This window comes from Rhizobium grahamii CCGE 502 (assembly GCF_000298315.2).
Lineage (GTDB): Bacteria > Pseudomonadota > Alphaproteobacteria > Rhizobiales > Rhizobiaceae > Rhizobium > Rhizobium grahamii.
Genome location: NZ_AEYE02000015.1, coordinates 130,817 through 157,104, shown reverse-complemented (window position 1 = coordinate 157,104; position 26,288 = coordinate 130,817). Strand labels below are relative to the sequence as shown.

Annotated in this window: 21 protein-coding genes and 2 pseudogenes; 11 read left to right on the top strand and 12 right to left on the bottom strand. The window is 59.0% G+C overall.

The window, feature by feature from the left end; all coding sequences use genetic code 11:
* Positions 1–245: 245 nt before the first annotated feature.
* Positions 246–1,313: a Rossmann-fold NAD(P)-binding domain-containing protein gene (locus tag RGCCGE502_RS14965; RefSeq protein ID WP_016555009.1), complete on the bottom strand. Its 1,068-nt coding sequence runs from the start codon at positions 1,311–1,313 to the stop codon at positions 246–248.
* A gap of 278 nt (positions 1,314–1,591) precedes the next feature.
* Here RGCCGE502_RS14965 and RGCCGE502_RS14960 point away from each other — a divergent pair, with 278 nt between their 5' ends.
* From RGCCGE502_RS14960 to RGCCGE502_RS14950, 3 genes are all read left to right on the top strand, one after another.
* Positions 1,592–3,643, top strand: coding sequence for an NAD(+) synthase (locus RGCCGE502_RS14960; RefSeq protein WP_016555008.1), 2,052 nt, complete (start codon positions 1,592–1,594; stop codon positions 3,641–3,643).
* A gap of 73 nt (positions 3,644–3,716) precedes the next feature.
* On the top strand, positions 3,717–3,926 hold the full coding sequence (locus tag RGCCGE502_RS14955) for a hypothetical protein (RefSeq protein WP_016555007.1): 210 nt from the start codon (positions 3,717–3,719) through the stop codon (positions 3,924–3,926).
* 52 nt (positions 3,927–3,978) lie between these two features.
* Positions 3,979–4,236 (top strand): hypothetical protein, encoded by a 258-nt coding sequence (locus RGCCGE502_RS14950; protein ID WP_019279983.1) that lies wholly within the window; start codon positions 3,979–3,981, stop codon positions 4,234–4,236.
* A gap of 9 nt (positions 4,237–4,245) precedes the next feature.
* On the opposite strand, the gene RGCCGE502_RS14945 is transcribed toward RGCCGE502_RS14950, so the two are convergent.
* Complete coding sequence (locus RGCCGE502_RS14945) at positions 4,246–5,148, bottom strand: LysR family transcriptional regulator (RefSeq protein ID WP_016555006.1); 903 nt, start codon at positions 5,146–5,148, stop codon at positions 4,246–4,248.
* A 135-nt stretch (positions 5,149–5,283) separates the two neighbouring features.
* On the opposite strand from RGCCGE502_RS14945, the gene RGCCGE502_RS14940 reads away from it, so the two are divergent.
* From RGCCGE502_RS14940 to RGCCGE502_RS14925, 4 genes are all read left to right on the top strand, one after another.
* Positions 5,284–6,444, top strand: a complete 1,161-nt coding sequence (locus tag RGCCGE502_RS14940; RefSeq protein WP_016555005.1) for an HlyD family secretion protein — start codon at positions 5,284–5,286, stop codon at positions 6,442–6,444.
* A gap of 114 nt (positions 6,445–6,558) precedes the next feature.
* Positions 6,559–8,166, top strand: coding sequence for an MDR family MFS transporter (locus RGCCGE502_RS14935; protein WP_040674637.1), 1,608 nt, complete (start codon positions 6,559–6,561; stop codon positions 8,164–8,166).
* Between the two features lie 69 nt (positions 8,167–8,235).
* A complete protein-coding gene (locus tag RGCCGE502_RS14930) occupies positions 8,236–9,402 on the top strand; it encodes an adenylate/guanylate cyclase domain-containing protein (protein WP_244441706.1) in 1,167 nt (388 codons plus the stop codon).
* 256 nt (positions 9,403–9,658) lie between these two features.
* A complete protein-coding gene (locus RGCCGE502_RS14925) occupies positions 9,659–10,123 on the top strand; it encodes an RrF2 family transcriptional regulator (RefSeq protein ID WP_016555002.1) in 465 nt (154 codons plus the stop codon).
* Positions 10,124–10,127: 4 nt separating this feature from the next.
* Here RGCCGE502_RS14925 and RGCCGE502_RS14920 read toward each other — a convergent pair whose 3' ends face one another.
* Positions 10,128–11,213 (bottom strand): acyl-CoA dehydrogenase, encoded by a 1,086-nt coding sequence (locus RGCCGE502_RS14920; protein ID WP_016555001.1) that lies wholly within the window; start codon positions 11,211–11,213, stop codon positions 10,128–10,130.
* A 160-nt stretch (positions 11,214–11,373) separates the two neighbouring features.
* Between RGCCGE502_RS14920 and RGCCGE502_RS14915 the strand changes: the two genes are divergently transcribed.
* The gene (locus RGCCGE502_RS14915; RefSeq protein ID WP_016555000.1) at positions 11,374–12,111 is read left to right on the top strand and encodes a metallophosphoesterase; all 738 of its coding nucleotides are present in this window, start codon (positions 11,374–11,376) and stop codon (positions 12,109–12,111) included.
* Here RGCCGE502_RS14915 and RGCCGE502_RS14910 read toward each other — a convergent pair whose 3' ends face one another.
* The 7 genes and pseudogenes from RGCCGE502_RS14910 to RGCCGE502_RS14885 form a co-directional block, all read right to left on the bottom strand.
* Complete coding sequence (locus RGCCGE502_RS14910) at positions 12,112–14,466, bottom strand: polysaccharide biosynthesis tyrosine autokinase (RefSeq protein ID WP_016554999.1); 2,355 nt, start codon at positions 14,464–14,466, stop codon at positions 12,112–12,114.
* Positions 14,467–14,470: 4 nt separating this feature from the next.
* Positions 14,471–15,478 carry a glycosyltransferase family 2 protein gene (locus RGCCGE502_RS14905; RefSeq protein WP_016554998.1) on the bottom strand — a complete coding sequence of 336 codons (1,008 nt, stop codon included), beginning with the start codon at positions 15,476–15,478 and terminating at the stop codon, positions 14,471–14,473.
* Positions 15,475–16,401: a glycosyltransferase family 2 protein gene (locus tag RGCCGE502_RS14900; protein WP_016554997.1), complete on the bottom strand. Its 927-nt coding sequence runs from the start codon at positions 16,399–16,401 to the stop codon at positions 15,475–15,477. Before RGCCGE502_RS14900 ends, RGCCGE502_RS14905 begins: the two co-directional genes overlap by 4 nt.
* Complete coding sequence (locus RGCCGE502_RS37270) at positions 16,398–17,396, bottom strand: glycosyltransferase family 2 protein (protein ID WP_051158684.1); 999 nt, start codon at positions 17,394–17,396, stop codon at positions 16,398–16,400. The genes RGCCGE502_RS14900 and RGCCGE502_RS37270 overlap by 4 nt, the downstream gene beginning before the upstream one ends.
* A 75-nt stretch (positions 17,397–17,471) precedes the next feature.
* A pseudogene (locus RGCCGE502_RS38900) lies at positions 17,472–18,605 on the bottom strand (glycosyltransferase family protein); the annotation flags it as partial.
* Between the two features lie 38 nt (positions 18,606–18,643).
* Entirely contained in the window at positions 18,644–19,438 is a 795-nt protein-coding gene (gene exoK / locus RGCCGE502_RS14890; RefSeq protein ID WP_016554995.1) for an endo-1,3-1,4-beta-glycanase ExoK, read from the bottom strand.
* Positions 19,439–19,441: 3 nt separating this feature from the next.
* Positions 19,442–20,560: an acyltransferase family protein gene (locus tag RGCCGE502_RS14885; RefSeq protein ID WP_040674633.1), complete on the bottom strand. Its 1,119-nt coding sequence runs from the start codon at positions 20,558–20,560 to the stop codon at positions 19,442–19,444.
* A 548-nt stretch (positions 20,561–21,108) separates the two neighbouring features.
* Here RGCCGE502_RS14885 and RGCCGE502_RS14880 point away from each other — a divergent pair.
* The gene (locus RGCCGE502_RS14880) at positions 21,109–22,068 is read left to right on the top strand and encodes a glycosyltransferase family 2 protein (protein WP_016554993.1); all 960 of its coding nucleotides are present in this window, start codon (positions 21,109–21,111) and stop codon (positions 22,066–22,068) included.
* Positions 22,069–22,079: 11 nt separating this feature from the next.
* Here RGCCGE502_RS14880 and RGCCGE502_RS14875 read toward each other — a convergent pair whose 3' ends face one another.
* Positions 22,080–23,081 (bottom strand): glycosyltransferase family 2 protein, encoded by a 1,002-nt coding sequence (locus RGCCGE502_RS14875; protein ID WP_016554992.1) that lies wholly within the window; start codon positions 23,079–23,081, stop codon positions 22,080–22,082.
* Between the two features lie 135 nt (positions 23,082–23,216).
* Positions 23,217–23,483 (bottom strand): exopolysaccharide production repressor protein, encoded by a 267-nt coding sequence (locus tag RGCCGE502_RS14870; RefSeq protein ID WP_016554991.1) that lies wholly within the window; start codon positions 23,481–23,483, stop codon positions 23,217–23,219.
* Between the two features lie 775 nt (positions 23,484–24,258).
* Between RGCCGE502_RS14870 and RGCCGE502_RS14865 the strand changes: the two are divergent.
* Both RGCCGE502_RS14865 and RGCCGE502_RS14860 read left to right on the top strand, forming a co-directional pair.
* Positions 24,259–24,940 (top strand): annotated as a pseudogene (locus tag RGCCGE502_RS14865) (sugar transferase).
* 74 nt (positions 24,941–25,014) lie between these two features.
* Positions 25,015–26,286 (top strand): polysaccharide biosynthesis/export family protein, encoded by a 1,272-nt coding sequence (locus tag RGCCGE502_RS14860; protein WP_016554989.1) that lies wholly within the window; start codon positions 25,015–25,017, stop codon positions 26,284–26,286.
* Positions 26,287–26,288 lie beyond the last annotated feature (2 nt).

Genomic DNA, 26,288 nt, shown 5'->3' with positions numbered 1-26,288 from the left:
ATTACATTTTCGATTAAATGTATCAATAATAGATACAGTCAAAATTGAGTTTTGCTGCAAGGCGGAAATTGGGTGTTGCGCAAACGCAACGATCGGTTCTCGCGCAAAAATACATTTACTACCGCAGGCTATAACCGGTTGTTACTCAACACGTTTTTGTAATTGATGTTATCCGGATAACAATGTTGCGTCGCAGCATTTCGCCGCGAGATTGCGTGCATCCTTTCTTCAATCCGCTGCTCGAATCACGATGAAGCGTGCCTCGCTGGACTCCCTTCATCGAGAAGGGCAGCCGTGACGGAATCGCCGCCATCGAGCCTCAACGCGCCGTGCGCGTCGATCAAGTGTTCCAGCAGATTTCTCAGCCCGTCACTGAAGTGGCGACTCGCCTCGGCAGCTTCCTGGCTCGCAAGCGTCGTGGAGCCTATGATTCGAATGCCGAAGATGTCTGTCGTCTGGTCGGCTCTAGTCAGCGCGCAATTCCCGCCACTTTCGGACGCCAGATCCACGATGACCGTTCCCGGGCTCAACTGTGAGAGCATCTCTTCATCAAGCAGTACCGGGGCAGTCCGATCGGGATTCATCACGTTGGTGGTGATCAGTTGCACTTTCGACAGAGGACCGGAGAGTTCTCGGCGAAGCCGCCCAAGCTCTTGCTCTGGTGAGGTGCCGAGAAATTTAGCGCCAAGTCGCTCGATCCTTGCTTGCGAATCGTTGCCAAGGTCAAAGCCAAAGGTCACGGCGCCGAGGCGCCGTGCGGTCGCCAGTGCCTGCAGGCTTGCGGGGTCGCTGCCCAAAGCGGCCATTTTGACCGGCCGGACGAAGCTTCCGTCCACCATCAGCATCGGATGTGAAATGCCGAACTGCCTGGCTGCCTCCAGGACGGCGGCGTGGCCGGTGATTGCGGCCTGTCCCGACGAGATATCTGCACCCTTGAGGCCCGGCAATCCCGAAAGCCGGGCGATGTCGAGATGGAGCGGCTGTTGTCCAGTTGGCGGGATTGCGATCGGCGCGGTTTTCCAGCCAAGGAAAAGCAGAACCGATGTCGCTGGGAAGGCTCGCGTGGCGATCGGCTGTCGCACGCTCACGAATAGATCCGAAGAGGACGCGATCTCAGCAAAATCGACGGGCTCTGCGCCGGCAGCGATGTAGGCGTCGTCTGAATGGCCGGCACCAACGCCGCAGCCGCGCTCGAAACGAAATGATATGCGCTCGGAAAGGCGGCCAACGTCATCCGGCGTCAACGCAACGCGGCGCTCACCGGGATGTGTTTCCCGAAGCAGCCCGGCACGGACTCGGATAAACTTAGACATTCATCGCTCTGAAAGAAGGGTAAACAGGGATTGTGGCGCGCGAGCGATATAGTCTGTCTATTCCATAGTTTTATGACAGTTTCGTAATTTTATTTTGGGCAGTTTCGATCATTTTTCCCCGCCCGCAACTGCTGATAAGCCTTTCATTTTATTGCATACTGTGTGCAGCTTGCATGAGTAACTTCGAATAAGGTTGCTCGCCGTGCGAGCGCAGGTTTTGCCCGGAGGCATTTGGATGTAATGGTCAGTCATTGGGCGCGTGGATGCTGGAGGCATTGGTGAATTTCTATTCGGTTTATGATCAGGGTTTTGTCCGCGTGGCCGCCTGCACGCCGAACTGCGAAATCGGCGATCCAGACTTTAACGCGCAAGCAACATTGGAACTGGCCCGTCAGGGACATGCTGCGGGCGTTGGCCTCATGGTGTTTCCCGAACTTGGAATCTCCAGCTACTCGATCGATGACCTGCTGGGGCAGGATGCCCTGCTCAAGGGCGTGGACGCGGCAATAGCCGAGATCGCCCGGTCAAGCCGCGATCTTACACCTGTTCTTCTCGTTGGCGCTCCGCTGCAGACTGGCGGTCGGCTCTACAATTGCGCCGTCGCCATTCACGCTGGTCGTATTCTTGGCGTCGTCCCGAAAACGCACCTGCCGAACTATCGCGAGTTCTACGAAAAACGCTGGTTTGCGTCCGGGCGGGGCGTCCGCGGCGACAGCATTCGCGTCGCCGGCGAGACTGTACCTTTCGGAACCGATCTGATCTTTACAGCCGAGGATATGGACGATTTTGTTTTCCATATCGAGATCTGCGAAGACCTTTGGGCGCCGGCGCCTCCGAGCGATTTTGGCGCACTGGCAGGTGCGACGATTCTCGCCAACCTTTCGGCCAGCAACATCACCGTTGGAAAGGCCGATACACGTAAGCTCCTGTGCTCGGCGCAGTCGGCGCGCAGCCTGTCTGCCTATGTCTATTCGGCAGCAGGCCCCGGCGAATCGACGACGGACCTCGCATGGGACGGTCAGGCCTGCATCTATGAACTCGGCACTATGCTTGCTGAAACCGATCGCTTCCCGATGTCATCGCAGATGTGCGTGGCGGATATCGATGTCGAGAGATTGCGGCTGGAGCGGCTGCGGACCGGCACGTTCAATGATGCGGCGACGCTCAATCTGACCGCCGAACGAGAGTTCCGGCGCGTGGCCTTCCAGTTCAAGAAGCCGAAGGGCGATATCGGCCTGAAGCGCGACGTTGCCCGCTTCCCGTTTGTGCCGGCGGATGAAAGCCGTCTTGACCAGGATTGCTACGAAACCTTCAACATCCAGGTTCAGGGGCTGATGAAGCGGCTGCGCTCCACCGGCATCAAGCGACTTTGCATCGGCATTTCGGGCGGTCTTGATTCCACGCATGCGTTGCTCGTGGCGGCCCGTGCCTTCGATCAGCTTGGCTGGCCGCGCTCGGACATTCTCTGCTTCACCATGCCGGGATTTGCGACAGGTGACGCCACCAAGTCGAACGCCTGGGCGCTGATGCGAAGCATGGGCGTCACGGCGGAAGAAGTGGACATAAGGCCTTTGGCCCTTCAATTGCTCAAGGACCTGAAGCATCCGTTCGCAGGCGGCAAGCCGGTCTACGATACGACGTTCGAAAACGTTCAGGCTGGTCTGCGGACGGACTTTCTGTTCCGTGCCGCGAACCAGCGCAATGCACTGGTGCTCGGGACCGGAGACCTGTCGGAAATCGGGCTCGGCTGGTCCACCTATGGTGTCGGCGACCAGATGAGCCACTACAACGTCAACGCATCGGTACCGAAGACCTTGATCCAGCATCTCATCCGCTGGGTTATTCGCTCCGGCGATTTCGACCCTGAGGCAAACGCCACATTGGAAAGCATCCTTGGCACGCTGATTTCGCCAGAGCTGGTTCCGGCTGATGAGAATGGCGTCATGCAGAGCACGGAGGACAAGATCGGACCCTACGATCTGCATGACTTTGCACTTTACTACACGACGCGTTTCGGCCTGCGTCCTTCGAAGATCGCCTTCCTTGCCTACAATGCCTGGCGCGATGTCGGGGCCGGAATCTGGCCGCCGCACTTTCCCGCCGACAAGCGCCGCAGTTTTGATCTGCCTGTCATCAAGCACTGGATGGAGGTTTTCCTTTTCCGGTTCTTCACGATCAGCCAGTTCAAGCGGTCGGCATCGCCAAACGGCCCGAAAGTGACGTCGGGCGGTTCGCTGTCTCCGCGTGGCGATTGGCGCGCGCCGTCCGACGGCAACGCACGGATATGGCTGAAGGAATTGAAGGCCAACGTCCCGGATGTGAAAGGCTAGGACGAACGCGCCTTGCAAAAGCCATTCGTCGCGGCAGATATGATCGAGAAGAACGCAGAGGCCGCGGTGAAACGTGACGGATGAAACTTGTCCCCCCGATGATCTGCCTCGCTACGAGATTCGCCAGGAACCACGTGGCGGGTGGACGATTGTCGACACATTGACCTCCTTGCCGGCAGCAACGGACGGCAGGGACTTCGTTGGGCTCAGCAAGAGGGATGCGGAAGACATTGCCCGCGAACTGAACCTCAGCGCAGCCGAGGGTCGCGATCCCCTGATCTGATCTTCTGGAACTTGCCAAACACCGGCCGCGTTTTGCTTCAAGAGGTGCAACGATGACCGCCAATGACAACAGGCCGGAGGACCACTCCACGGAGCGGCACACTGCCTACGAAGCGCAGGAAAAGGCTCTGTCGAAAGAAGGGCGCAGCCTGTCCGCGTGGGCGTTGTGGGGTGCGGTTGCCTTCGTGGTAGCGGTGATCGTCGTGGCGTTCAGCGTCTGGACGAGCGGTGGCACCAGCCCGGCGCCAAGAGCGCCAGCCGGAGCCAGCAGCCCCAGCGCTGCTCCGCCGCCGACGCAAAACACGAACTGAGCTAACCCTTCAGGTCATCCATTTCCGGTGCTCCGCAAAACGCTCAACGAGCAGGTCGAGGAAGAGTCGGACCTTCGTTGGCAGGTGATTGCGGTTCGGATAGATGGCATTGATGCTGAATTCGACGGCACGATAGTCGGTCATCATTCGAACGAAACTTCCCGAGGCAATGTCATCGAACACCACGAAGCTCGGAGCCAGGAAGATGCCCTGGCCGGTTGCCGTGAGGTGCCGTAGCGTCTCGGCGCTGTTCGATACGATGTTGCCGCCGATCCTCATGCTCACCTGCGTGCCGTCCGCGTCTTCAAAGCGCCACTCGTCGCCATAGGGGTAGTAGGTATATTGAAGGCAGTTGTGGCTGGCCAAATCAGCCGGTACCTGTGGCATCGGGTGGCTCTCAAGATAGCTTGGCGAACATACGAGGATGTGCCTCCACGGTGTCAGCTTCCTGACAATGAGGCTCGAATCCGGCGGCGGCACGGTGCGGATCGCTAGATCGCAACCTTCCTCGACCATATCGATCATCCGTTCGCCGACACTCAGATCGAGGGCGACCGAAGGATAAAGCTCAAGAAACTCGCTTACAACGGGCAGCAGAAAGCGGACGATTGCGGCGCTGGTGTAGACCTTGAGCGTGCCGCGCGGTGTCGAACTCATCGCACCGGCGGTGCCGTCGGCTTCCTCGAGATCGGCGAGGATCTGGGCCGAGCGTTCATAGTAATATTTGCCGGTTTCCGTGAGGCTGACTTTGCGCGTCGTGCGATTCAGCAACCTGACACCCAGCCTGTCTTCCAGGGACTGAACGTGATTGCCGACCATAGTGACGGACATATTGAGACGACGAGCCGCCGCGGAAAAGCCGCCGCATTCTACCACGCGACCAAACACTGCAAGGCTTGTCAGCCGGTCCATTGCATCTCCCCGATTATCCGCTCTGAGTTGATGATCCTTCCCGATTTAAGCAGATTATCAGAACGCGCGCGACATCGCATATCCGTCTCATCGAATTGAACCTCGCCCGGCGAGGCAAAGTACTGGAGAAGGACAATGGTCGAATTACCTCGCAAGGTAGCGTTCGAAGTCACCGGCGACGCTAAGGTCGCGAAGGTCGCCGAAGCGCCAGTCGCCCCGAAGGCGGAAGTGCCCGGCGCGCTAGAAGGCAAGAAAAACCGCAAGGTCTTCAAGCGGGCGATCATCGCCACTGCGCTGCTGGCCGGCGTCGCCCTGATGGCTAATTACGGCCATCACTATTGGACCGTCGGTCGTTTCATCGAATCCACCGACGATGCCTACGTGAAGGCCGATTATACGACCGTTGCGCCGAAGATCTCAGGTTATGTCGCCGAAGTCCTCGTCAACGACAACGATACGGTGAAGGCTGGCCAGGTTCTCGCCAAGATCGATGATCGCGACCAGCAGGCTGCGCTCTCCCAAGCCAGGGCCGATGTAAAGGCTGCTACAGCAGCCATTGCCAATCTCGATGCGCAAATCGAGCTGCAGCAATCGATCATCGGCCAGGCGAAGGCTACAACCGATGCATCGCAGGCAACGCTGGATTTTGCCCGTTCCGACGCGGCGCGCTCGCAGCGGCTGATCATCAATGGCGCCGGCACGCAATCGCGGGCAGAACAGACCCGGGCGCTTCATGATCAGGCGCAGGCGGCGTTCGAACGGGACCAGGCGGCATTGGTCGCGGCGGAGAGAAAGGTTCCCGTGCTTGAGACACAGCGTGAGCAGGCCGCTGCGCAGCGCGACCGGGCCGCCGCCGCCCAGCACCAGGCTGAGCTCAATCTGTCCTACACCCAGATCATTGCTCCGGTTGACGGCACTGTCGGCGCGCGCACCATTCGTGTGGGGCAGTTCGTGACCTCGGGCACACAGCTTATGGCGGTTGTGCCGCTGCATTCCGTCTATGTGGTTGCGAACTTCAAGGAAACCCAGCTCACCCATGTCCGCGCCGGCCAGCCAGTCGAGGTCAAAGTCGACGGCTTTCCCGACGAGGAAATCAAGGGGCATGTCGATAGCATTTCGCCGGCGAGTGGGTTGGAGTTTTCGCTGCTGCCCCCGGACAACGCGACCGGCAATTTTACCAAGATCGTGCAGCGCATCCCGGTCAAGATCGTGATCGACGACGAGGGCATGAGCGGGGTGCTGCGTGCCGGAATGTCCGTAGAGCCGGAAATCGACACCAAAGTCGCTGTCAAATAGGTCGCCTGCGTCAGGGACTATCCACGCTGACGGGATGTCCTCCCTCGGTTTCCGAATTATCAGTCGAATCTCGTTCACGAGATTCTCTTCCGTAGAGCCGGAAGGAGAAGCGTCATGTCTACTATTCAGGCCGCCAGCAACAGCACACCCTCCGCTGCTGTTTCGAATCCCGCGCCCGCAATGAGCACATTGAGAATGTGGAGTGCAGTTGTCGGCTCGACGCTCGGTGCGTTCATGGCCGTTCTCAATATCCAGATCGTCAACGCTTCGCTCGCCGATATTCAGGGCGCGATCGGCGCAGGCAAGGACGATGGAGGCTGGATTTCGACGTCCTACCTCATTGCGGAGATCGTGGTTATCCCGCTCAGCGGCTGGCTTGCCCAGGTCTTTTCCCTTCGGAAATATCTTCTGACCAATGCCATTCTGTTTCTGCTGTTCTCGGTCGCCTGCGCGCTTGCAACAAACCTGCAACAGATGATCGTGCTGCGTGCTATCCAAGGCTTCGCCGGCGGTGTTCTGATCCCGATGGCGTTTACGATTATCATCACGTTGCTGCCCAAGCCCAAGCAGCCGATCGGTCTGGCGCTCTTTGCACTCTCGGCAACTTTCGCTCCCGCGATCGGGCCGACCATCGGTGGATACCTGACTGAGAATTACGGCTGGGAGTTCATCTTCTACGTCAACCTGATTCCCGGCGCGTTGATGGTGGGATTGCTTTGGGCCTCGCTCGATCGCGCTCCGATGAAACTCGGCCTGCTCGCCAAGGGCGATTGGCCCGGTATCATCACGATGGCCATCGGCCTCGCCGCACTTCAAACCGTTCTCGAGGAAGGTAACAAGGAGGATTGGTTCGGATCGGACTTCATCGTCCGGCTCTCGGTCGTTGCTGCGGTCTCGTTGGCGCTCTTCCTCATCATCGAATTCAAAACCGCGAATCCGCTATTGAACCTCCGGCTGCTAGCGCGACGCAACTTCGGCTTCGGCATTGTGGCGAATGTCTTGCTCGGCATCGCCCTCTATGGCTCGGCTTTCGTCTTGCCGATCTATCTGTCGCGCATCCAGGGATACAATTCGGAACAGATTGGCATGGTGTTGGCATGGACAGGTATCCCGCAGTTGCTGTTGATTCCCCTGGTGCCCCGCCTGATGAAGCGCTTTGACGTGCGGTTGCTGATTGCCGTCGGTTTTGCTCTGTTTGCAGCGTCGAACTTGATGAACGTCCACATGACCGGGGACTATGCGAGCGATCAGCTCTTCTGGCCGAATGTTATTCGCGCCATCGGACAGTCACTTGTCTTCGTGCCGCTCTCGGCCATCGCAACGGCGGGTATCGAGCAGGAAAATGCGGGTTCCGCGTCCGCACTGTTCAACATGATGCGCAATCTCGGCGGCGCTGTCGGCATTGCAAGCCTGCAGACCTTCCTGACGAAGCGGGAGCAGTTTCATTCGAATATCCTGACGAACTCGGTCTCGGTCTTCGAGGAAGCTACGCGGGATCGTGTCGTGAAACTGACAGCCTACTTCATGAACCATGGTGTCAGCGATCAGGCGGTTGCCACACACAAAGCTGTCGTTGCGATCGCGCTCAAGTTGCGCAAGCAGGCCAACATCATGGCCTTCAGCGACACCTTCTTTCTGCTGGGCGTCGCCCTGATCGTCGCATTGCTTGCGACGCTCTTGTTGAAGAAGCCAGGCCACCTTTCGGGAGGCGGCGCTCACTAGCGTCGCCTGCCGTTTCCAAGGAGAAATGCCATGAACCGCATTGCCCAAATCGACGAAGCCGAAAATCGGATGGCAAAAGCCGACCGCATGGCGGGCAGTACCAACTCGCTGCTGTCGCTGATCGAGTGGATTTCCGGCGATGAATGCCATGCCCTTGATGAGCCGGGTTTGATATCGGGTCTCGGTCGCCGCCTGCAGGCGCTCGGCCTGCCGATCGATCGCCTGACACTTCACCTGATGACGCTCCATCCGGAACTCATCGGCCGAACGCTTGCCTGGGCTCCCGGCGAGCCGGTGGAGATTCACGATCGCAACCACGGCATGCGCCAGACCTTTGCCAACAGCCCGTTGCGCAAGGTCATGGATAGTCGCGAGCCGCTTGTCGTCGGACCGGGCGATAGTGTGCACGGACGCTGGCAGGGCATCGATATCTTTGCCGGCCGCGGGCTTGTGCAACTCATGATCGCGCCGCTTTGCAATGCCGACGGGCCGGTGAGTGCGGTCGCCTTCGGTACGCGGCGACCAGGCGGCTTCACGGCTGCCGAAGTCCAGGTTATCGAGCGAATCCTGCCGGCCTTGCGTAACACCTGCGAATTGCGGGTGATGCGTCAGGTCGAGCTTAGCCTGCTCGATACCTATATTGGCCCGCTGACGGCGCAACGCATCCTCGCCGGGCAGATCCGGCAGGGTGAGATCGAGTCCATGGAGGCCGCGCTGCTGCTTTGCGACCTGCGCGGCTTCACCGAAATCTCGAACATGCTCCCCAGCAACAGCGTGCTCGAATTGCTGAACGCCTATTTCGACAAGGTCATTCCACCGATTACGCGGGAAGGCGGCGAAGTGCTGAAGTTCATGGGTGATGCCGTTCTCGCTTTCTTTCCCGGCTACGATGCGGCCCGCAGTTGTGCGTCGGCATTAAGCGCCGCCCGGGATATTCTGCAGGAGATCGATCGCTTCGAGTTTGGCGAAATTGCTCCAAAAGTCGGCATCGCGCTACACCATGGCGAGGTCAGCTACGGCAACATCGGCTCCGGCCGCCGTCTCGATTTCACGTTGATCGGCCCCGATGTCAATCTTGTCAGCCGCATCCAGACGGCATGCGGAGATCTTCGCGTTCCGCTTCTGATGTCGGACGGATTCCGGAAGGAAGCGTGCGCGGCCGCTGTCTCGGCCGGCTGGCACACGCTCAAGGGGTTCGCTGAGACGGTCGAGCTCTTTTGCTTGCCCGAGCGGTAAATCTGAGGGTGCCGCAAAACGTCGGCGCACCGGCTCTTCTGGCGGCGGCCCAGCCTTCGTCAATGCTTCAATGACCGCTTGAAACCAGAGGACGTTGTTTACGCCGCAAGAATTGCAAGTGGGCACTTATGCTGTGACCGAGCAAGGCGAACACGGATATAAACTATATAAATAATGGCTATTCGTTGTGTGTTCACGTTTTTGGCGTTATTTGCTGAATAATGGGGATGGAGTAGGGGGCGCAAGGCAATAAAAAATGCTGACGAAAAAGGGAAAGTATGGGTTGAAGGCGCTGGTCGACTTGGCACGGCTTGCCCCAGGGGAAACGGCCTTCATTAACGACGTTGCCTCGCGCAACAACATTCCGAAGAAATTTCTGGATACGATCCTGCTCGAATTGCGAAATGTCGGCATTCTGCGATCGAAGAAGGGGCCTGGCGGCGGCTACTCGCTATCGCGGCCGGCATCTGAGATCCGCATCGGTCACGTTATCCGCACCCTCGACGGCCCTTTAGCGCCCATTCGCTGCGCCAGCCGCACGGCCTTTGAGGCGTGTGACGACTGTTCCGATCCGGAGAACTGTCAGGTGCGGCGTTCCATGACCGAGGTCCGGGATGCGATCGCTGACATTTTGGACAACATGACGCTCGAGCAATTCGTCGCCTCGGGCAATAAGCTCGATGATGCCGAAGAGGAAGTCCGCATCTCGGTCGCGAACTAAGGCGTCAGTTATCGCCGAAATAGTACGCCGCCGCGGTCCGGTAGAGATGGTCGGTGGCCGTGGCGTTCGTGCGAATCCGAGCGTTTCTCCAGTGCCGGTCGAGGTTCCGGCCGATGCTCGTCGCATCGTTACCTGACGACTCGAACAGTGCGTTTGCAACGTCCAGCGCCGTCCTGCTCGCCATGACCTTGGCGGCCGACGCTGAGAAGAAAGCAGCCTCGGTCGCTGCTGTCGACGGGCTTACCTGGGCGAAATCCAATTTGGTGCCGGCGCTTTCCACGAGCGCTGCCGCTGCCTGCACGGAGAGCGCAAGCTTTCCAACAGCGGCGGTACGCGGCGCGTCCCGAAGATTGGCAAGGGCGGCGCGGGCGATGCCGAGGTCCGTGCCAGCATGGAGCAGGGCCGCCAGGACCGGACCGGTCGTGTGGCGCGCTGCTTCCCGGTTGCCGGTCACGTCATGGGCAACTGCGGTTCCGGCGCCGTTCGTCCTTTGCCCGAAACCATCCCAATCGTCGATGATCTGCAGTCCCGGGGTTTCGCAAGGCAGGTAGAAGCGAAGCGACTGTCCTTGGGCATCGACGGCGTCGGCGGCAATCCAATCGGCAAAAAGGATGCCGGGGACCCGGGAGCTCCGGCCGCTCAATGGATAGTGGCGCCCTACGGGACTCTCCGCGCTCGTTTCAGCGAAGGTCGCAGCCACGAAATGGTCGCCGGCAAGGGCGCGTGCGAAGAGGAGGGCTTTGCGCTCGTCGTCGGGCTCATTCCGTAGCCCCTCCAGCGCGGTGAAGTGTTGCTCCAGGCATTCGCCGATCGAAGAATCGCCCTCAGCGATGATGGCGACAATTTCGCCGAGAAGCGCGTTGGCGACGTCAAGGCCCTCATGCTCCGGTGGGATTGTCACAGCGGTCAAGCCGGACTGAAAAAGCGCATCGAGCTCCGCGCGAGGGAAGACCCGGTTGATATCCCGCTCGCTTGCCTGGAGTGCGAAATCTGCGGCGAGGCGCCGTGCAGTGGCTATCGCCTCTTCCTCGCTTTCGATACGGTGCGCGGGTGGTCTTGTGCGGTCATGAAACCGCGATACGGTACCCATCGCTCCTCCGATCAGTTGAGCCTTTAGGATTGATGGATCACGGGCGCAATGATAAGGCCCGTTTTTCTACGAATGCACGAGCGATTGAATTTTTATTATCGCTTGATTGCATACATGCGAAGCGCAACGACGCTTCGACGCCCGCAATGAGAGGTTCAACATGCCTTCGACGGTCCGTGAGCGGCTGAAACTGGATCCCGGCGATATTCCGATCTACGCCATCGGCGATATTCATGGCAGGCTTGACCTGTTGCAGAAGGCAGAGCAGGCAATCATCGATGATGCTGCCACTATCCCGGGCCGCAAGCTGATCATCACGCTTGGCGATTACATCGACCGGGGGCCATCATCGGCACAGGTCATCTCTCACCTGATGGCACCTCCGCCCGAGAATTTCGACCGCATCTGCCTGACCGGCAACCATGAGACGACGATGCTCGACTACCTTGATGGCCTAATTTCGTTCTCGGACTGGATGCGGATGGGGTCGGATGCGCTGCTACGCTCCTATGGTCTGGACCCGGATCAACTGCCGCGGATCTTCCCGACCGCGGCGAAGCTCGATGGGTTCATCAGGCAATCTATACCGAAGCCGCACGTGGACTTTCTGCGATCGCTTCCGATCTTCGTCGATACGCCGAATGTGCTCTTCGTGCACGCGGGTATTGATCCGATGCTATCGATCGACGCGCAAAGCGACGATGACCTTGTCTTCATCCGTCATCGCTTCTTCGAGAGCCGCCTGCCGCTGCCCAAGGTGATCGTCCACGGTCATACGCCGAACGATGAGCCTGAGGTCCTGCCGAAGAGACTGAATCTTGATACCGCAGCCTACCACAGCGGCAAACTGACCGTTGCCAAGCTGTGGAAGGGGCGTGTGCATCTGTTCCAGACGTGATCAGGCGCCGGCTTCCGCCGGCTCCCGCTTCTTTGACGTCTCATCGGTGTAGTAGCTCACATATTTATGGCGGTAGCGTTCCGTGCCGCCGAAATTGGTGAACTTGCCGAGTTCGGTCATGTCGGTCTTGTTGAGGATCACGCCGAGAATCTTGGACTTGATTTGCGGCTCTGCATTGAGGAGGTCACGCACGACTGATGTCGGCGTCGAGCCCCACTCGGTCACAAACAGGAAGCCGTCCACCTGCGGTGCAAATGCCTTGGCATCGATGACCGGGCCAAGCGGCGCAAGGTCGACGACGATGTAGTCGAACATCTTGCGGGCGTTTTCCATGAGATTGAACATACCTTGCGAAGCGAGCAGCTCGCTGGTGTGCATCAGATGGTCGTTCGACAGGACCGGCAGGATTGCCAATTTCGTTATCGGATCGATCTTGACGGCGCTGGCCCACGGAACCTCACCGAGAACGGCTTCGACAAGCCCCTGTTGCGGAGGATTCCTCAGCATCCGGGTCAGTCCCGGGTTGCGAAGGTCGGCGTCGATGAGCAGCGTGCGCTTGCCGCTGGAGGCCAGGAGCGCCGCGAAGTTGGCGGCCGTCGTCGACTTGCCTTCTCCCGGCATTGCCGAGACGACGCCAATGACGCGGTCTGATTTGCCCTGGAACATCACGTCGCTCGCAAGCTTCGCATTGCGCAGGGTTTCGGCGAATATCGAGCGTGGCGCTTCGAGGACGACGCGCATGATGCGTTCGAAAGTCGCGTCAGAATCAGCGGCTTCGGCAGGCTCCACGGATGAATGGGGCCGAGGCCGGAAAATCTTGCTCTCCCGCGGCAGCTTGCCGATGAGCGGCAGATAACCGAGGAACTTGAGGCCAAGGATCGTTCTGACATCGCCCTCGACGCGGAAGAAACGCTCCCGGAACTCCTGGAAGGCGGTCAGCGCGCCGCCGGCCATCAGGCCAAGAACGATTGCGAGGCCGAGCGTCATGGTCTTTTTCGGGCTGGACGGGGAGGCGGGAACGCCTGCTTCGGATATCACGCGGGCCTTGGCAATCGGGAAGGACTGCCGCTGCGAGGCCTCCTCGTACTTGCCGAGGTAAGACTCGTAGAGTGTCTTCAGGGCCGCTGCGCGTTGCTCGAGGTCGCCGAGCTGCACGAGCGACTTGTTGGCTTCCGAATTCTTGCCTGTCAGGTGCTCGATGTTCTCGCGAAGCGACGCTTCGCGAGAACGAGCGACTTCGAACTCGTTTCGATAGCTCGCGGTCAGTTGCTGCAATTCCTGATAGATCTGGCGGGTCAGGTCCTGCTTTTCAGCGCGCAAAGCGACGGCCTGCGGGTGGTCCTCACCGAAGTTGGTTGTCACCTCCTGCTCACGCTTGCTCACCGCGGCGTAACGGGTGCGCAAATCCTTGATCACCGTGTTATCCGCTTGGCCTGATGAGATCGCGGCGTTGTTGACGGCGCTCTCCGGACCAAGATCGATGATTGACTTGAACTGGTTGTAGCGCGCCGATGCGCTGGCGCTGTCTGCCTGCGCCACAATCAGTTGCTTGTTAAGATCGGCAAGCTGCTGGTCCGACATTAGTTCGCCATTCGCGGAGGTCAGGCCGTTCGCGGCCCTGAACTGAGCGACGTCGAGGGCTGCCTGCTGCGACCGCCCACGAAGATCGGCAAGGCGCTGCTGCAGCCAGACAGAGGCGCTTTCCGTTGCGTCGAAATTGGCGTTCAGCTGATCGTTCAAGTAGGCGTTCGCGTAGGCTTTGGTGATCCGCGCAGCAAGAAGCTTGTCGGTCGAACGGAAGGAAACCGCCAGAACGGAACTGCGGTTGACGCGCGATACGGTCACGGCGTCCTGAAGTAATGCGGCCGCCTTCTGGCGGCGGGCATTGCGCTCGTCGGCTTCGGTCGCCGGCGGGCCGCCTGGCGCCAGTGCGCTAACGACAAGCTTCACCCCGGACTTGATCAACGCGGCGGGTGACTTCGGAGGATCGAGGATCGTGTCATTGTCCTGAAGCTTCTCTGCATCGACGACGCGAAGCGCGAGCTCGTTGGATTTCAGGATTTCGACGGCGCTGGCGATCTGCATGTCGACCTGCTGCGAACTGGCGGCGGGGGTCGGATCCTGCGCGTATTTCGCGATGTCGTCATCGAGCAAAATCTGCGTCATTGACGTGTATTGGGCCGTCGCAAAGAGCAGATAGATGACGGCGAGCGTCACGGTTGCAGCGACGCAAAGCGCGATCGATCCGGCGCGGCGGATGAGGATGGCGATCAGGCGATCGATGTCGATGAATGAATCGGAATCGTCGGCCCCTTTGGGCAAAGTGCTGTGCAAGGTCAGGTTCCGTTGGTTCATGGCTCTATCCTTTGCGGGAGCGGGTCACGCCATCGATGGCTGTTAGGTCGGTCCGCGGGCTTATCAGATGGCGAAGCGGCGCGAGTGCGCGATTAATCCGAATGGCGATCGGCATCTTGAGATGCGCCACCGCCGACGGATTGCTCCAGGCCGTTTTGATCGCTCCGGAGATCGACCGGTCTTTGATGTTCTGTACGAGGATGAGGAATGCGCGGCCTCGGCGGAGGCTCTGTTCGCGAAACTCTTGTGCGGCCGCCGCCTCCGCATCCAGCGTGTGATCTCGAAGAAAGGTCTTATCACCCTCGATCATGGCATCGATGTGATGAAGGGCAAGAACGCGCGAAATCGATCCCTCACGGATCTGATAGTCGTAGCCGGGGACAGGCTCGATCACGCAGCGCCCACCAAGCGCCATGGCCGAGGCGAGGAACAGATAGTCCTCGCCGACCTTCAAGGCTTCGTTGAAGCAAAGTCCATGCTGTTCGATGAAAGCGCGCTGAAAGATCGGCTTGAGATAACCAAAGTTATGGGTTGTCTGAAACAGGGCATTCGATCGTATGAATACGGGGAGTATCAGTTCCGGTGTTTCGGCCAGCGATTGCTCGGTAAACATCGTCTCCGGCGGCGTCCCGTCGGCGCGAATGACGCGAAGATTGTCGACGGCAATCTGGGCACTGGCATTCTCGGCGCGCTTGATCATGCGCTGCAGTCGCTGCGGCTCGACCGTGTCGTCGGAGTCGAGCACAGCTAGCCACCGGCCGGTCGCCGCCGACAACGCGGCATTGCGCGCTGCCGCTGGCCCGCCATTGCGCGCAAGCGCCAGGAGTTTTACGCCCCTGTCCGCGTAGCTTTCGGCAATTGTTCTCGTCTCATCCGTCGAGCAGTCATCGGCGACGATCACCTCCACCGACACACCCTGTTGTGCAAGGGCGCTGTCGATCGCCTTGGCGAGCGTTTCTTCCGCATTATAAGCGGCGACGATGAAGCTGACATCGGGCTGGGTTTGCGTCATGCAGCCTCCGCCGTTCCGTACTGACGGATCTCACGAACGCCCAGCAAACCAATCACCACGCCGGTATGCATGAGGCCGCGAAGGGCGTAGCGATAGCGTGGAATCGGAGAAAAGATGCAGGCAACCGCCGCACCGTAGCAGAAGGCCGCCTTGGCAGCGGCAAGGCCGATCTGCTTTAGCCGCTGCAGACCGGTGTTCTTTTCCTGGAGCAACCGCCCATGCGTCTGGCCGAAGCGAAAGCGGCGTTTGGCAAGCCAGGACAGGCCAGCCCGGCTTTCGGTCACCGGTTCATAGACATAGGCCTCGGGTGCAAAGGCAATCCCGCCGCCATCGGTATGCATATGGCTGAAGAATTCGGTGTCCTCACCACCGGTGCGACCGAGGGCCAGATTGAAGCGGCGGCCGGCCACGTGAGGCGAGTCGAGGCGAAGGAGGACGTTGCAGGTATAGCCGGTGCGGATCTCACCGCCGACCCATACGGGCAGGGTCGAGTGGAAGTCACCCTCGCGCATCCAGTTCGGCGCCGTGGACGAGTAGACGCTGCGGACGGGGCCAAGCACGGCGTCGGCCTTGGTCTTCTTAGCAGCGGCAAGCAATTCCACCAGCCATTCCTCGCTGGCATCCTCATCATCATCGATGAAGGCCAGGAAGTCGCCGGTCGTATTGTCCAGGCATGCGTTGCGGGCAATCGAGATGTTCGACGCCGGGCAGTGCACATAGGCAATCTCATGCGGAATGGTCGCACGGAGCGCATCGACCCGATCCTTGGCGCTCGGAACCTTGTCATTGTCGGCAACGATGATCCGCAGCTTTGCGCCTTCCGGAACGGCAAGAATCGCAAGCGAAAGCAGCGCTTCGTCGAGCGAAGCGCGGCGGTAAGTGCAGACGCCGATATCGATCTGCATGGGCTTCACATCCTTCATGAAGAGACCTTCCTGCCGCGGAAGCTCAGAAGCTCCATCCAGAAGCCGGCCGACCAGGCAAAGTGCATCACCATTGCCGAAACGGCGGCGAGGGGCCCGTATGGATTCTTGTGGCCGATGGCCATCCAGAAGCCGTAGCCAACGCAGGCAACGGCCCAGAGGCTAAACGGGATGACGGCGGCCCAGTTCAGAACGGCGAGAAACGCACCGATGAACACCGGTACGACGAGAAGCGGAAGCATCTGCCGAAGATTGGGCATGCTGCCGTGCTTCAGGATGTTCTTGGCGCGGCCGCGACCGTAGCCCAGATATTGGCGGAACAGCGTCGAGATGGTCGAGCGTGGATAGTAGGTCATCCGCGTCTTGTCGGTCATCCAGATGCCGAAGCCCGCCTGCTTCAAGCGGTAGTCGAGTTCTGCATCCTCGTTGTGGCTGAAGGTTTCATCGTAGCCGCCGACAGTGTCGAAGGCTGCGATGCGCATGAGTGCGTGATGGCCGTGATTGGTCCAATGGGCCTTGGCGCCTTCGCGATGCTTGGAGCCGCCGTTCCCGAGCTTGGAGTTTTGGGCGAAGGCCGTCGCCTTCTGGAAGACGCCGAAGCCGACGGTTTCCATGGCGACCACGATAGAGTCCGCCTGGGTCAGCACGGCCTCCTGGACGAGGCGACGGCAATAGTCGGCGGGGTAATCGCCGTGTGCGTCGATGCGGATCAGGTAGTCATAGTCGCGGCCAAAGGTCTGGACCGCGAGATTGATCGCCGCACTCTGGATCCGCCGGGGATTGTGGAGCAGCACAATCCTCGGATCAGCGGCGCTGACACGGGCGACGATGTCGCGCGTCGCATCCGTGCTGCCGCCATCGGCGACGACGATCCGGGCATCCATGTGATCGATTTCGAGGCTCAACTTAGCGAGCAAAGCCTCGATATGCTTCTCTTCGTTCAGGCAAGGAATGATGATGAGACTGGAGACGCTGGCACCGACATCAGGCTTCATGGTTGTCCACCCTTCTGGAGACACGCTTGTTGGAATAATTGCGCCGGCACCGCCCCTCTCTGCGTTTGCCGGGACAAGGCGGGAAAGGCTTGCGACGAGGGCCGCGCAATCGCTGCGGTCGGCAAGCCAGGTTTTTTGATCTTTGGCGGCGATAGCATCGCTCAATGCGCCGTAGCGCTCGCCGGTCATGCTTTCGAACAATGCCTCGAGCTGAGAAAAGTTCACTTCGGACAGCTCAAGGCCGATCTCGCGGGCCTCGAGGAAGCGTGCGGTCTCGGTCCCTTTCAGAGCGATCGGGACCGCGCCGTACAGGCATCCCTCATACAGGCGGTTCGGCAGGAGCCAGCTGGAGTTGAGACCTTCCTCGAAGAAATCGATAGCCCAGGAAAAGTGGACGTCGTCGTAGATCGCTCGCAGATCCTCGGGGTTGCGATAGGGGCCTTCGAAGCGAAGATAGGGTTCATCGCGCACGAAAGCGTCGAAATCCTCGAATTCGGAATAGGCAGGGCGGCCACGCAATACGACCTCGACCCTGCCTTCCATCCGGCGCGAGAACTCGGCAAGGAGACCGAGCGACTTGCGGCAGCGAAGCGCACCGAACCAACCGATCTTCCAGGGCTGTCCTGGCTGCTTCAACGGGCGGGCAAAGGTGGGCTCTATCGCCGTTTCATCCAGGGCGATGACCTTGTTTTCGATCAAAAGCGTTTCCGCTTGGACGCCTGAGCGAGGACGGAAATAGTTGTCAATGAAGGCGGGAGAACTCGTCAGGATCAGCTTTGCATCCTGGCCGAAGTGTGCTTCGGCGCGGCGGATCATCTTGCCGACCACATCGTCGCGCAGCAACAGGCGGTGGATGTCCAGACATTCATAGACGACAGGAACGCTGCCGCCGAACAGTGCGTTGGCCCTGTGGGCGACGGCGAGTGCCTCGAGATTGCGGCCGATGATGAGATCGGGTTTCTCGACGTTCTTCAGCAGCGCCTTCAGGCCGACCATCGCCTTTGTAACCGCGCTCATTCGCTGCGCAAACTTGGCGTCGGCCGTGCGTCCGAGTTCGATCGGGGTTACCCCGTGCACTTCGGCAAGGCGGTTTTCCCCGCGGCGAAAACCGGCCAGCACCACTTCGGCACCGCCCTCGCGCAGCATCAGCACCCGCCGTCGGACGGCAGGGTCTGCCAGGTCGTGCACGAGGTAGAGCACTTTGAGCATCGACGTTCCTTTTCCTGTGTGAGCTCTGGCGGCGCTGATCAGTTGAGCGTGCATGCGATGGATTCAGGGAACTGGCACTTGTCGCCAAGCGCGGTGAAAGCAACCCGATCGACGCTGAGAACGGCCGGCTTCGTGTAGTCGAAGCGCCCCATCCAGTTCGAAAGCGTGTCCGAACCCCAGAGGCTGAAGAAGATCTTCTGCGGGGTGGACGGTATCTTCGACGGATCGGTAACGTCCTGAACGAGCTTGCCGTTCAGGTAGTAACGCAACCGGTCTTTTTCCCAGATGAAGGCATAGTCGTTGAAGCCATCATCGGCTTTGCTGCCAACCGGAACGAGTTTCTCGTTACCGCCCTTGGCCTGCACATACTGGTTTACCTGCACTTCGCCGGTGTTCTTGCCCAATACCTCGAAGTCGATCTCATCGTGCTTCTGCTTGTCGGCAGGGCCGATGTAAGTGAAGAACGCCGAATTCAGACCAGAGCCGGTGCCGGCCTTGATACGGGCTTCATAGGTGCCGTAGCTGTAACGCTTGGTCGTCTGGATCTCCCCGCAGAGATAGCTGCGGTCCTTGGACTTTCCGTCCGCGAAGGAGAGCTGAAGGACGCCGTTCTCGACGTTCACGTTGTTCTTCGACCAGGTGCAGTTCTGGTGGGCGCCGTTGTTCCAGCCGTCGGAAACATACCAGAAGCCGCGGTTGATCTTGTCAAAGTCATCCACGAAGGATTTTCCAGATGCCTGTTGTGCCGAGGCCGGCAGGACTGAAACGCCGGTTGCCGCGATGGCAATTAGGCTCAGGCAAAGTTTTCGCGCATGGGCGATTTTGGTCGTCATGTGTCACCTTTGCTGTGAAACGAGTTCGGGAGAGACGTCGCGCTGCGACGCCGGGTTCACGGACCGTTTGGTTCTGCCGCCGGTCAGGACGGCGTAGACGCGCGGAGTATTCTTCCGGCACAGCCCGTTTGAGAGAGCGAGCAATGGAAACAGCAGGACGAAGGACAGAACGAAGAACAACGGATAGAAGCTCAGGTCTGCTTTGCCCCACAGAATCCAGAGGAAAATGAGGAGCGGGTAGTGGGCGCAAAAGATCCAGAAGCTGAGGCTCCCGGTCTTTGCGAGTCGTTGGCCAATCTGCGTCTTGATCAGCGGAGCCGAGAGCAGCCAGAAGCCCAATGCACCACCGATTGCGAGCGCGTTGCGGAAGAATTGCACCCAATCCGGTAGCGAAGGTCCGGTGAAAAAGATGGCGGTTGCCAGAAGGGCCGAGGAAGCGAGCAGTAGAAGGACGCCAACCGACGCAAAGCGATCGAGAGCCTTGAGGTCAAACTGCTGCAAGGCAAGGAAGATGCCGAGACTGAAGGTGAAAAGGATGGAGCGCTTTAGAACGATGTAGATCGACAGTTCCGGAATGAGCGCGATTACCAGCAAGGCAGTCAACGTCAGTATCGGAGCCCGGCTGATCAGCCAGGCAAGGATTGGCGAAAGCAGGATGCAGACGAAGAGATCGCGGAGGAAGTACAAAGGTACGTTGGCCGGGAAATTCTCGACCGCCAGCACTTGCGTCATCAGATCACGGCCGGAGGCGTGCAGCGGGTCGGGCAGATAGCCGTCACCGACCCCGACACTGGTGGCGAGGAGGATTGCTGCGATGAATGCACAGTTCCAAAGCAGGAACGGCAGAAACACCGTCTGCACCTTCGTGCGCACGGTTTTCTTGTAGCTGAAGTTCTCCTGCCCGCTGCGGAACAGCAGATAGCCCGAGATTGCGCTCAGGCAGGGAACGCCGACGCGAAACAGCGCCTCCGTCAGGAAAACCCGGATCCAGTCAAATGCGCCGTAGGCCCCCTCGTAGGGACTGCTGGCGGCGTCGAACGGTATATGGACGAACACAATGCCCGATATGAGCACGATGCGCATCAGATTTATCCGCGACGATACATTCGCATCAACATTCACGCTATCAGTCACCCCTTTTGGGCCGCACCTCCCCTTGCGACCGTTTTCAATCAGAGCAGACTCGAGCCCGCACCCCGAAGTTAGGGCGGATTCACGGAAGAAAATATGGCGGTGCAGCAAAAAGTGATCGGCGGTCCCACTTCGTAACAGTCGTACTGTCCTGGCTCAGTATGAGAAAAAGCCTATGTGTCGGTCCGCCGAAACGTCCTCAACGTCAACGTCAGCAGTGCATTTCATAACATGATGATATTCATCAATTTCTAGGCTTTTTCGTCGGCGAGTGGCCTAAAAGTTTTTGTTGACTGGTGAACGATTGTTACAACGAGAGGCTGACGAGCGGCTCCGATCGTGGCGGAATTGCGGCTTGAGAGCGAGCCGGCGTTTCGTTTCGATACGGGTTGATGCGATCCTGTCGATGAGCAGCTTTGACAAACTTCGGCCGAAATGAGCGTCATCATTTTGCAGTGCAGCACACTTGCTGCGCCTGTCATTCACCCCTAGATGCGCTGGGGCGAAAACATAACTTCGCGTATCTCAAGGGAGAGACTATGGCGACCTTCACGATCATCATCCCCTTCTATCAGCGCGAGGACGGCATTCTCAGCCGCGCCTTGGGGTCGGTCTTGTCGCAAAGCTACACGGATGTTGATGTCATCGTCGTCGACGACCAGTCACCACGTTCCCCAGATGCGGACCTCGCTCTTCTGTCGGAGGAGAATAGGGCGCGCGTGACAGTGATCCCCCAACCGAACGCCGGGCCTGGCGGCGCCAGAAACACTGGGCTCGATCATGTGCCGAAGGCGACGCGATACGTTGCCTTTCTCGACTCCGATGATGTCTGGACTCCCGACCATCTGGCCAACGCAGCCAAGGCGATGGAGGCCTTCGGTGGCGACTGCTACTGGGCGTCTATCGAAGGCGGCGAGGAGTTTGACTATCACTTCGGTATCGCCGCTCTCGAGAAAGAGGAGGGAGCGCGGCGCCTGTTGGACAAGCCGCTGATCCTCGACGTGCCGGATCTTGCCGGCGTCATGCTGAAGAACTGGGCCTTCCTGCACATGTCCTGTATGGTTATAGGTCGGCCGCTATTCGAGAAGGTCCGTTTCGACGCCGCCTTGCGATTGGCCGCCGAGGACGTCCTGTTCTTCTGCGATTGCATTATTGCGGCGCGGCAGGTGCTGCTCTGCGGGGAGCCGGGCGCGCTGCGCGGCGAAGGCATCAACATCTTCCACGGCGTCGACAACGCCTCTCCGGAGTTTCTCAAGCAGCAATTCATCACCTGGATGGCGCTTGACCAGCTTGAAAGCCGGTTCTCTCGTCGACCGCAGGAGGTCGAGACCATCAAGGAACACAAAAATACGGCGCGAAAGCAGGCGATCTGGAGCCAAATCGGCCTGTTGCGCCGTCGCAAGGCGCCGGATTTCAGATTGCTTGCACGCTGGGCGGCGCGCGATCCCCGTCTGCTTGGGAGTGCGCTGCAACTGGCTGCCGGCAAGCTCTCAAAGTAGTCAGCCCCCGGCTATTTTGCCGGGGCGCTCAGAAGATATCGCAAACCGTTGCCCGGTGCTGTGACGGAAACACCACCTGGGTTGCGAAGCCGTTCCGTCTTGTCCATCAGGATACCCGTCGCAATCGCGGGGAAGGCCCCTGGGTTCCCAGCGACGTAGGCGATCGCTGCTAGCGGGCCTGCCTGGCCCTTGATATCGAGAAACCGCCGCAGCTCATATTTGCCGCGCACATGCCGCTCATGCCGGCGCACGGCTTCCGCTGCCTGTGGGGGCAACTTCACCGACTTCAGGAGCGTGCGATCGGCCTCATACAAGCGGCGCAGATCCTCGGTGCGATGGCGTCCACTGAGCGAGTCGCCACGCACGACGGCGCCGTAGCCGCAGCTGTGGATCACCTTGTAGCGGGCGCCGAGCGCCAAGGCCCGGATGTAGAGATCGTAGTCTTCGCCCAGCCGCATTTCCTGGCGGTAACGCAGATCGTGCTTGTCCAGAAAGGCGCGGCGCATGATTGGCTTCAGGAAGCCGATCTCGCCGCGGCGAACACCGCGCTTGGAAATGTTGCCGTCGACGAAGGTAGGCAGGTCGAGGAAGAGCGGATTTTCGGCGAATTGCTGCAGCCGCCCCGGCGCTAGGCTTGCCGTATCCGCATCGACGAACGCGATGTTGTCGGCAACGAACTCCCAGTCGTCTTCTGCAAGCATCCGGCCAAAGCGGCCCGCGAAAAAGAAATCGTCTGCATCCAGAATTGCAATCAGTGGCGCCGAAGAGATTGCGATGGCGTGGTTGCGGGCGGCCGACGGCCCTTTGTTTTGGTCGAATCTGACAACATTCAACCTGCCGCTGGCGTCGTCGGCCCGCCTTGCGGTCCCCGCCGTGTCATCGTCGGAGCCGTCATCGACAACTACGACTTCGGCTACTTCAGGCTCTTGAAGGGCCGATCTGACGGCAGTTTCGATGGTGTCTGCTGCGTTCTTGGCAGCGATGATGACGCAAATGCTTGCGGTTTTTGCCACGCGTGACCTCCGTTGTTTCGCCCAACAACTAAGACGTCAAAATGTGGCGGACAACGGTCCGCTCTTCAAATGATGTTACGAACGGGAATCCTTTCCATGCCTGAAGGGCATGGCTGCGCTTCGAAATCGAAACGCTTAGCGGTTGAAGGGTTCCGAGCCCTTGAAGGGAGAGACGGGCATCTTTTCCGCTTCATCGCGCCGCGTTGCCGGGCGAATCGTTCGGCTCCTGGTCTCCTTCCAGACTAGATATAAGACGCCGCCGAAGTAGCCGGCCTGAAGCAGGACGGCGCAGATCGCCGTCTTGATCGCGGTGCCTGTGAGAGAACCGCTCAGCCAATACGTTGCCACAGCAAACACGGCCAATGCGCCGAGCATGCTGAAGATAACGCGAGGTGCATACATGTGTGCCTCCTCCATCGGAGCTTCGTTCAACGTACAATCATTGAAGACGAAAGCGCCACCAGGATCCTTCCTAGGATAATGTTCTACAGGACTTCCTGTTTCAACTGAAGGTCTGAAGGCGCTTTTTTGCGTCTGCGAGATGCGTAGTACAGCTACGATCTTAAAGGTTTCTTCCGGCTATTGGTAAAAATGCCACGCACCGCCATCCTTCGATCGCTTCCGCGAAAGATGATTAAAAAATATTGCACCCATCGCTAGTTGCGCACAATTTGGCAATACACGCTCCTATTAGTGCCACAATGTATGCGGTAAGGGGTGCGTTTAGAGCGCTTTCCGTTCAACTTTTATTACAAAGTTTTAATTTCAAACGGTTAGCTGGTGCAGTGCAAAATGTATGGTGCGATGCAATAGGCGGTCCCTTTTTGCAAATAGAAACCGGGCCTTTTTCAGAAGCCGACAGTGCAAACCAGCAATTGCCGGCACCCCGCCCTGACGTCCTAGACTTCAGTATCTTTGGCTCGGATAGCAATGCCAGAGACTTTTATTGGTACACGCAGAGATTAGTTCGAAATCGCCAAAGAATTGTATGATTGTTTCAGAACATTCTTAAAAACAAAAAAGTTGAACGGCGGCTCCGAAAACATGCCGGAAAGGCACAGTCGCAAAATTGTGGCTTAAAAAAACAAAATCACCTCATACACTTTGAACTCGTCAGCGCTAGCTAAGCGGCCTGAGCCTACCCGACCAAACGGCAAACATAAGTGGAGTTACCTCTATGAAGTCTGCGACGAGATCGGACAGTTCGCCAGTTTATGGCGTAGTTCATCAGAGCGTGTTTCCGCCGACTGGCGGGATCGCGAAACGGGCATTCGACATGTCCGCCGCATGCCTCGGGCTCATCTTTCTGAGCCCGCTTTTTTTTAATGGTGATGTTGCTAGTGAAGCTCTCGGACAAAGGACCGATCTTCTATGGACATCGCCGCATCGGCCATAACGGCCAGGAGTTCCGTTGCCTGAAGTTTCGGACAATGGTCACCAATGGTGATAAGGTTCTGCAGGAGCACCTGCGTAACAATCCGAAGGCCATGGAAGAGTGGCGTGCAACGCGCAAACTGCAGGATGACCCCCGGGTTACTGCCGTTGGTGCCGTTCTACGCAAGTTGAGTCTTGATGAGCTGCCCCAGCTCTTCAATATCATCCGCGGCGAAATGAGCGTCGTCGGTCCGCGTCCTGTCGTTCGAGACGAACTCGAAATGTACGAGAATTCGGCCGTCTACTATCTGCAATCTCGCCCTGGCCTGACGGGCCTGTGGCAGATCAGCGGACGCAATGACGTTTCTTACGCAACTCGCGTCGCCTTCGACACACACTACGTCGAAAACTGGTCGCTGGTTCGGGATGTCGTGATCATCGCACGCACAATTCCGGCGGTATGCGCTCAACGCGGCAGCTACTAAGCCGCATCTCAAAACCCAAACAGTACTGCGCGGCGACGCTTTGCGGCTTGTCGTGCCGAGACACGGGGAAGGTAATGGAAAAACGCTTTCTTGACGGCAAGGCCGGACGATTTCGCACGCTAAGATCCGGTATTGTTGTCGCAGCCGGACTTGGTGCTTTTCTGGCGTCTTCATCGCTTGCTGCTGCCGACGACTACCGTCTTGGTATCATGGACAAGCTGAAGATCCGGGTTGCCGAGTGGCAGACCGCGGATGGCAGCATCCGCGACTGGTCGGTCGTCAGTGGGGACTACACGGTCGGGCCTTCAGGAAGCATTTCTTTGCCTTTCGTCGGAGACATGCCTGCTTCGGGCAAAACGACTGACGCAATCGCCCAGGAGATCGGCACGGCTCTGCAGAAGCAATTTGCTCTGAAGGACCGTCCATCTGCCTCGGTCGAGCTCTCGGAATTCCGGCCGGTTTATCTGTCCGGTGACGTCGAAAAGCCCGGCGAATATCCGTTTGCGCCGAATCTGACGATCGTTAAGGCCGTGAGTCTTGCCGGCGGTCTGCGCCGCGCGGACGCTGGGCAACGGTTTGCCCGTGACTTCATCAACGCCAAAGGGGACGCGGTCGTCTACATGGCCGACCGCGCACGCCTGTTGGTGAAGCAGGCCCGGCTGCGCGCCGAGATCGCCAACCAGGATACGATTGAAATGCCGAAGGAGCTGCAGGACAAGCCGGAGGCGAAGCCTCTGCTTGACAGCGAAACGGCGCTCATGAACACCCGCAAGAAGCGCTTGACGCTGCAGCTTCAGGCACTCGCCGACCTCAAGCAACTGCTGCAAAGCGAGGTCGAGACTCTTGCGAAGAAAACCGAAACGCAGACTCGGCAGTTGCAGCTTGCAACCGAGGACCGCGACAAGGTGGAGGATCTTGCGGAAAAAGGGCTTGCGCTCAGTGCACGCAAGATGGCGGCCGAACAGCGGGCTGCAGATACCGAGGCGACGCTTCTCGATATCGATACCAATTCGCTGAAGGCCAAGCAGGATATCAGCAAGGCCAACCAGGACGAGATCACGCTTCGGAACGACTGGGATGCACAGCTATCCCAAGAGCTCCAGAATGCCGACGCTCAGCTCGACGAACTCAATCTCAAGCTTGAAACCAGCAACTCGCTGATGGCGGAGGCGTTGACGCAATCGACCGATGCCGCCCGTTTTGACACCAGCACCGGGGCTGCGAGCATCGCCTATTCGGTCGTCCGCGAAGTTGACGGCAAGGCGAAGGAGATTCCGGTTCAGGAAAATACGGCGCTCTTGCCCGGCGACCTGATCAAGGTCACTGCCGGATTGGCGATGAGATAACG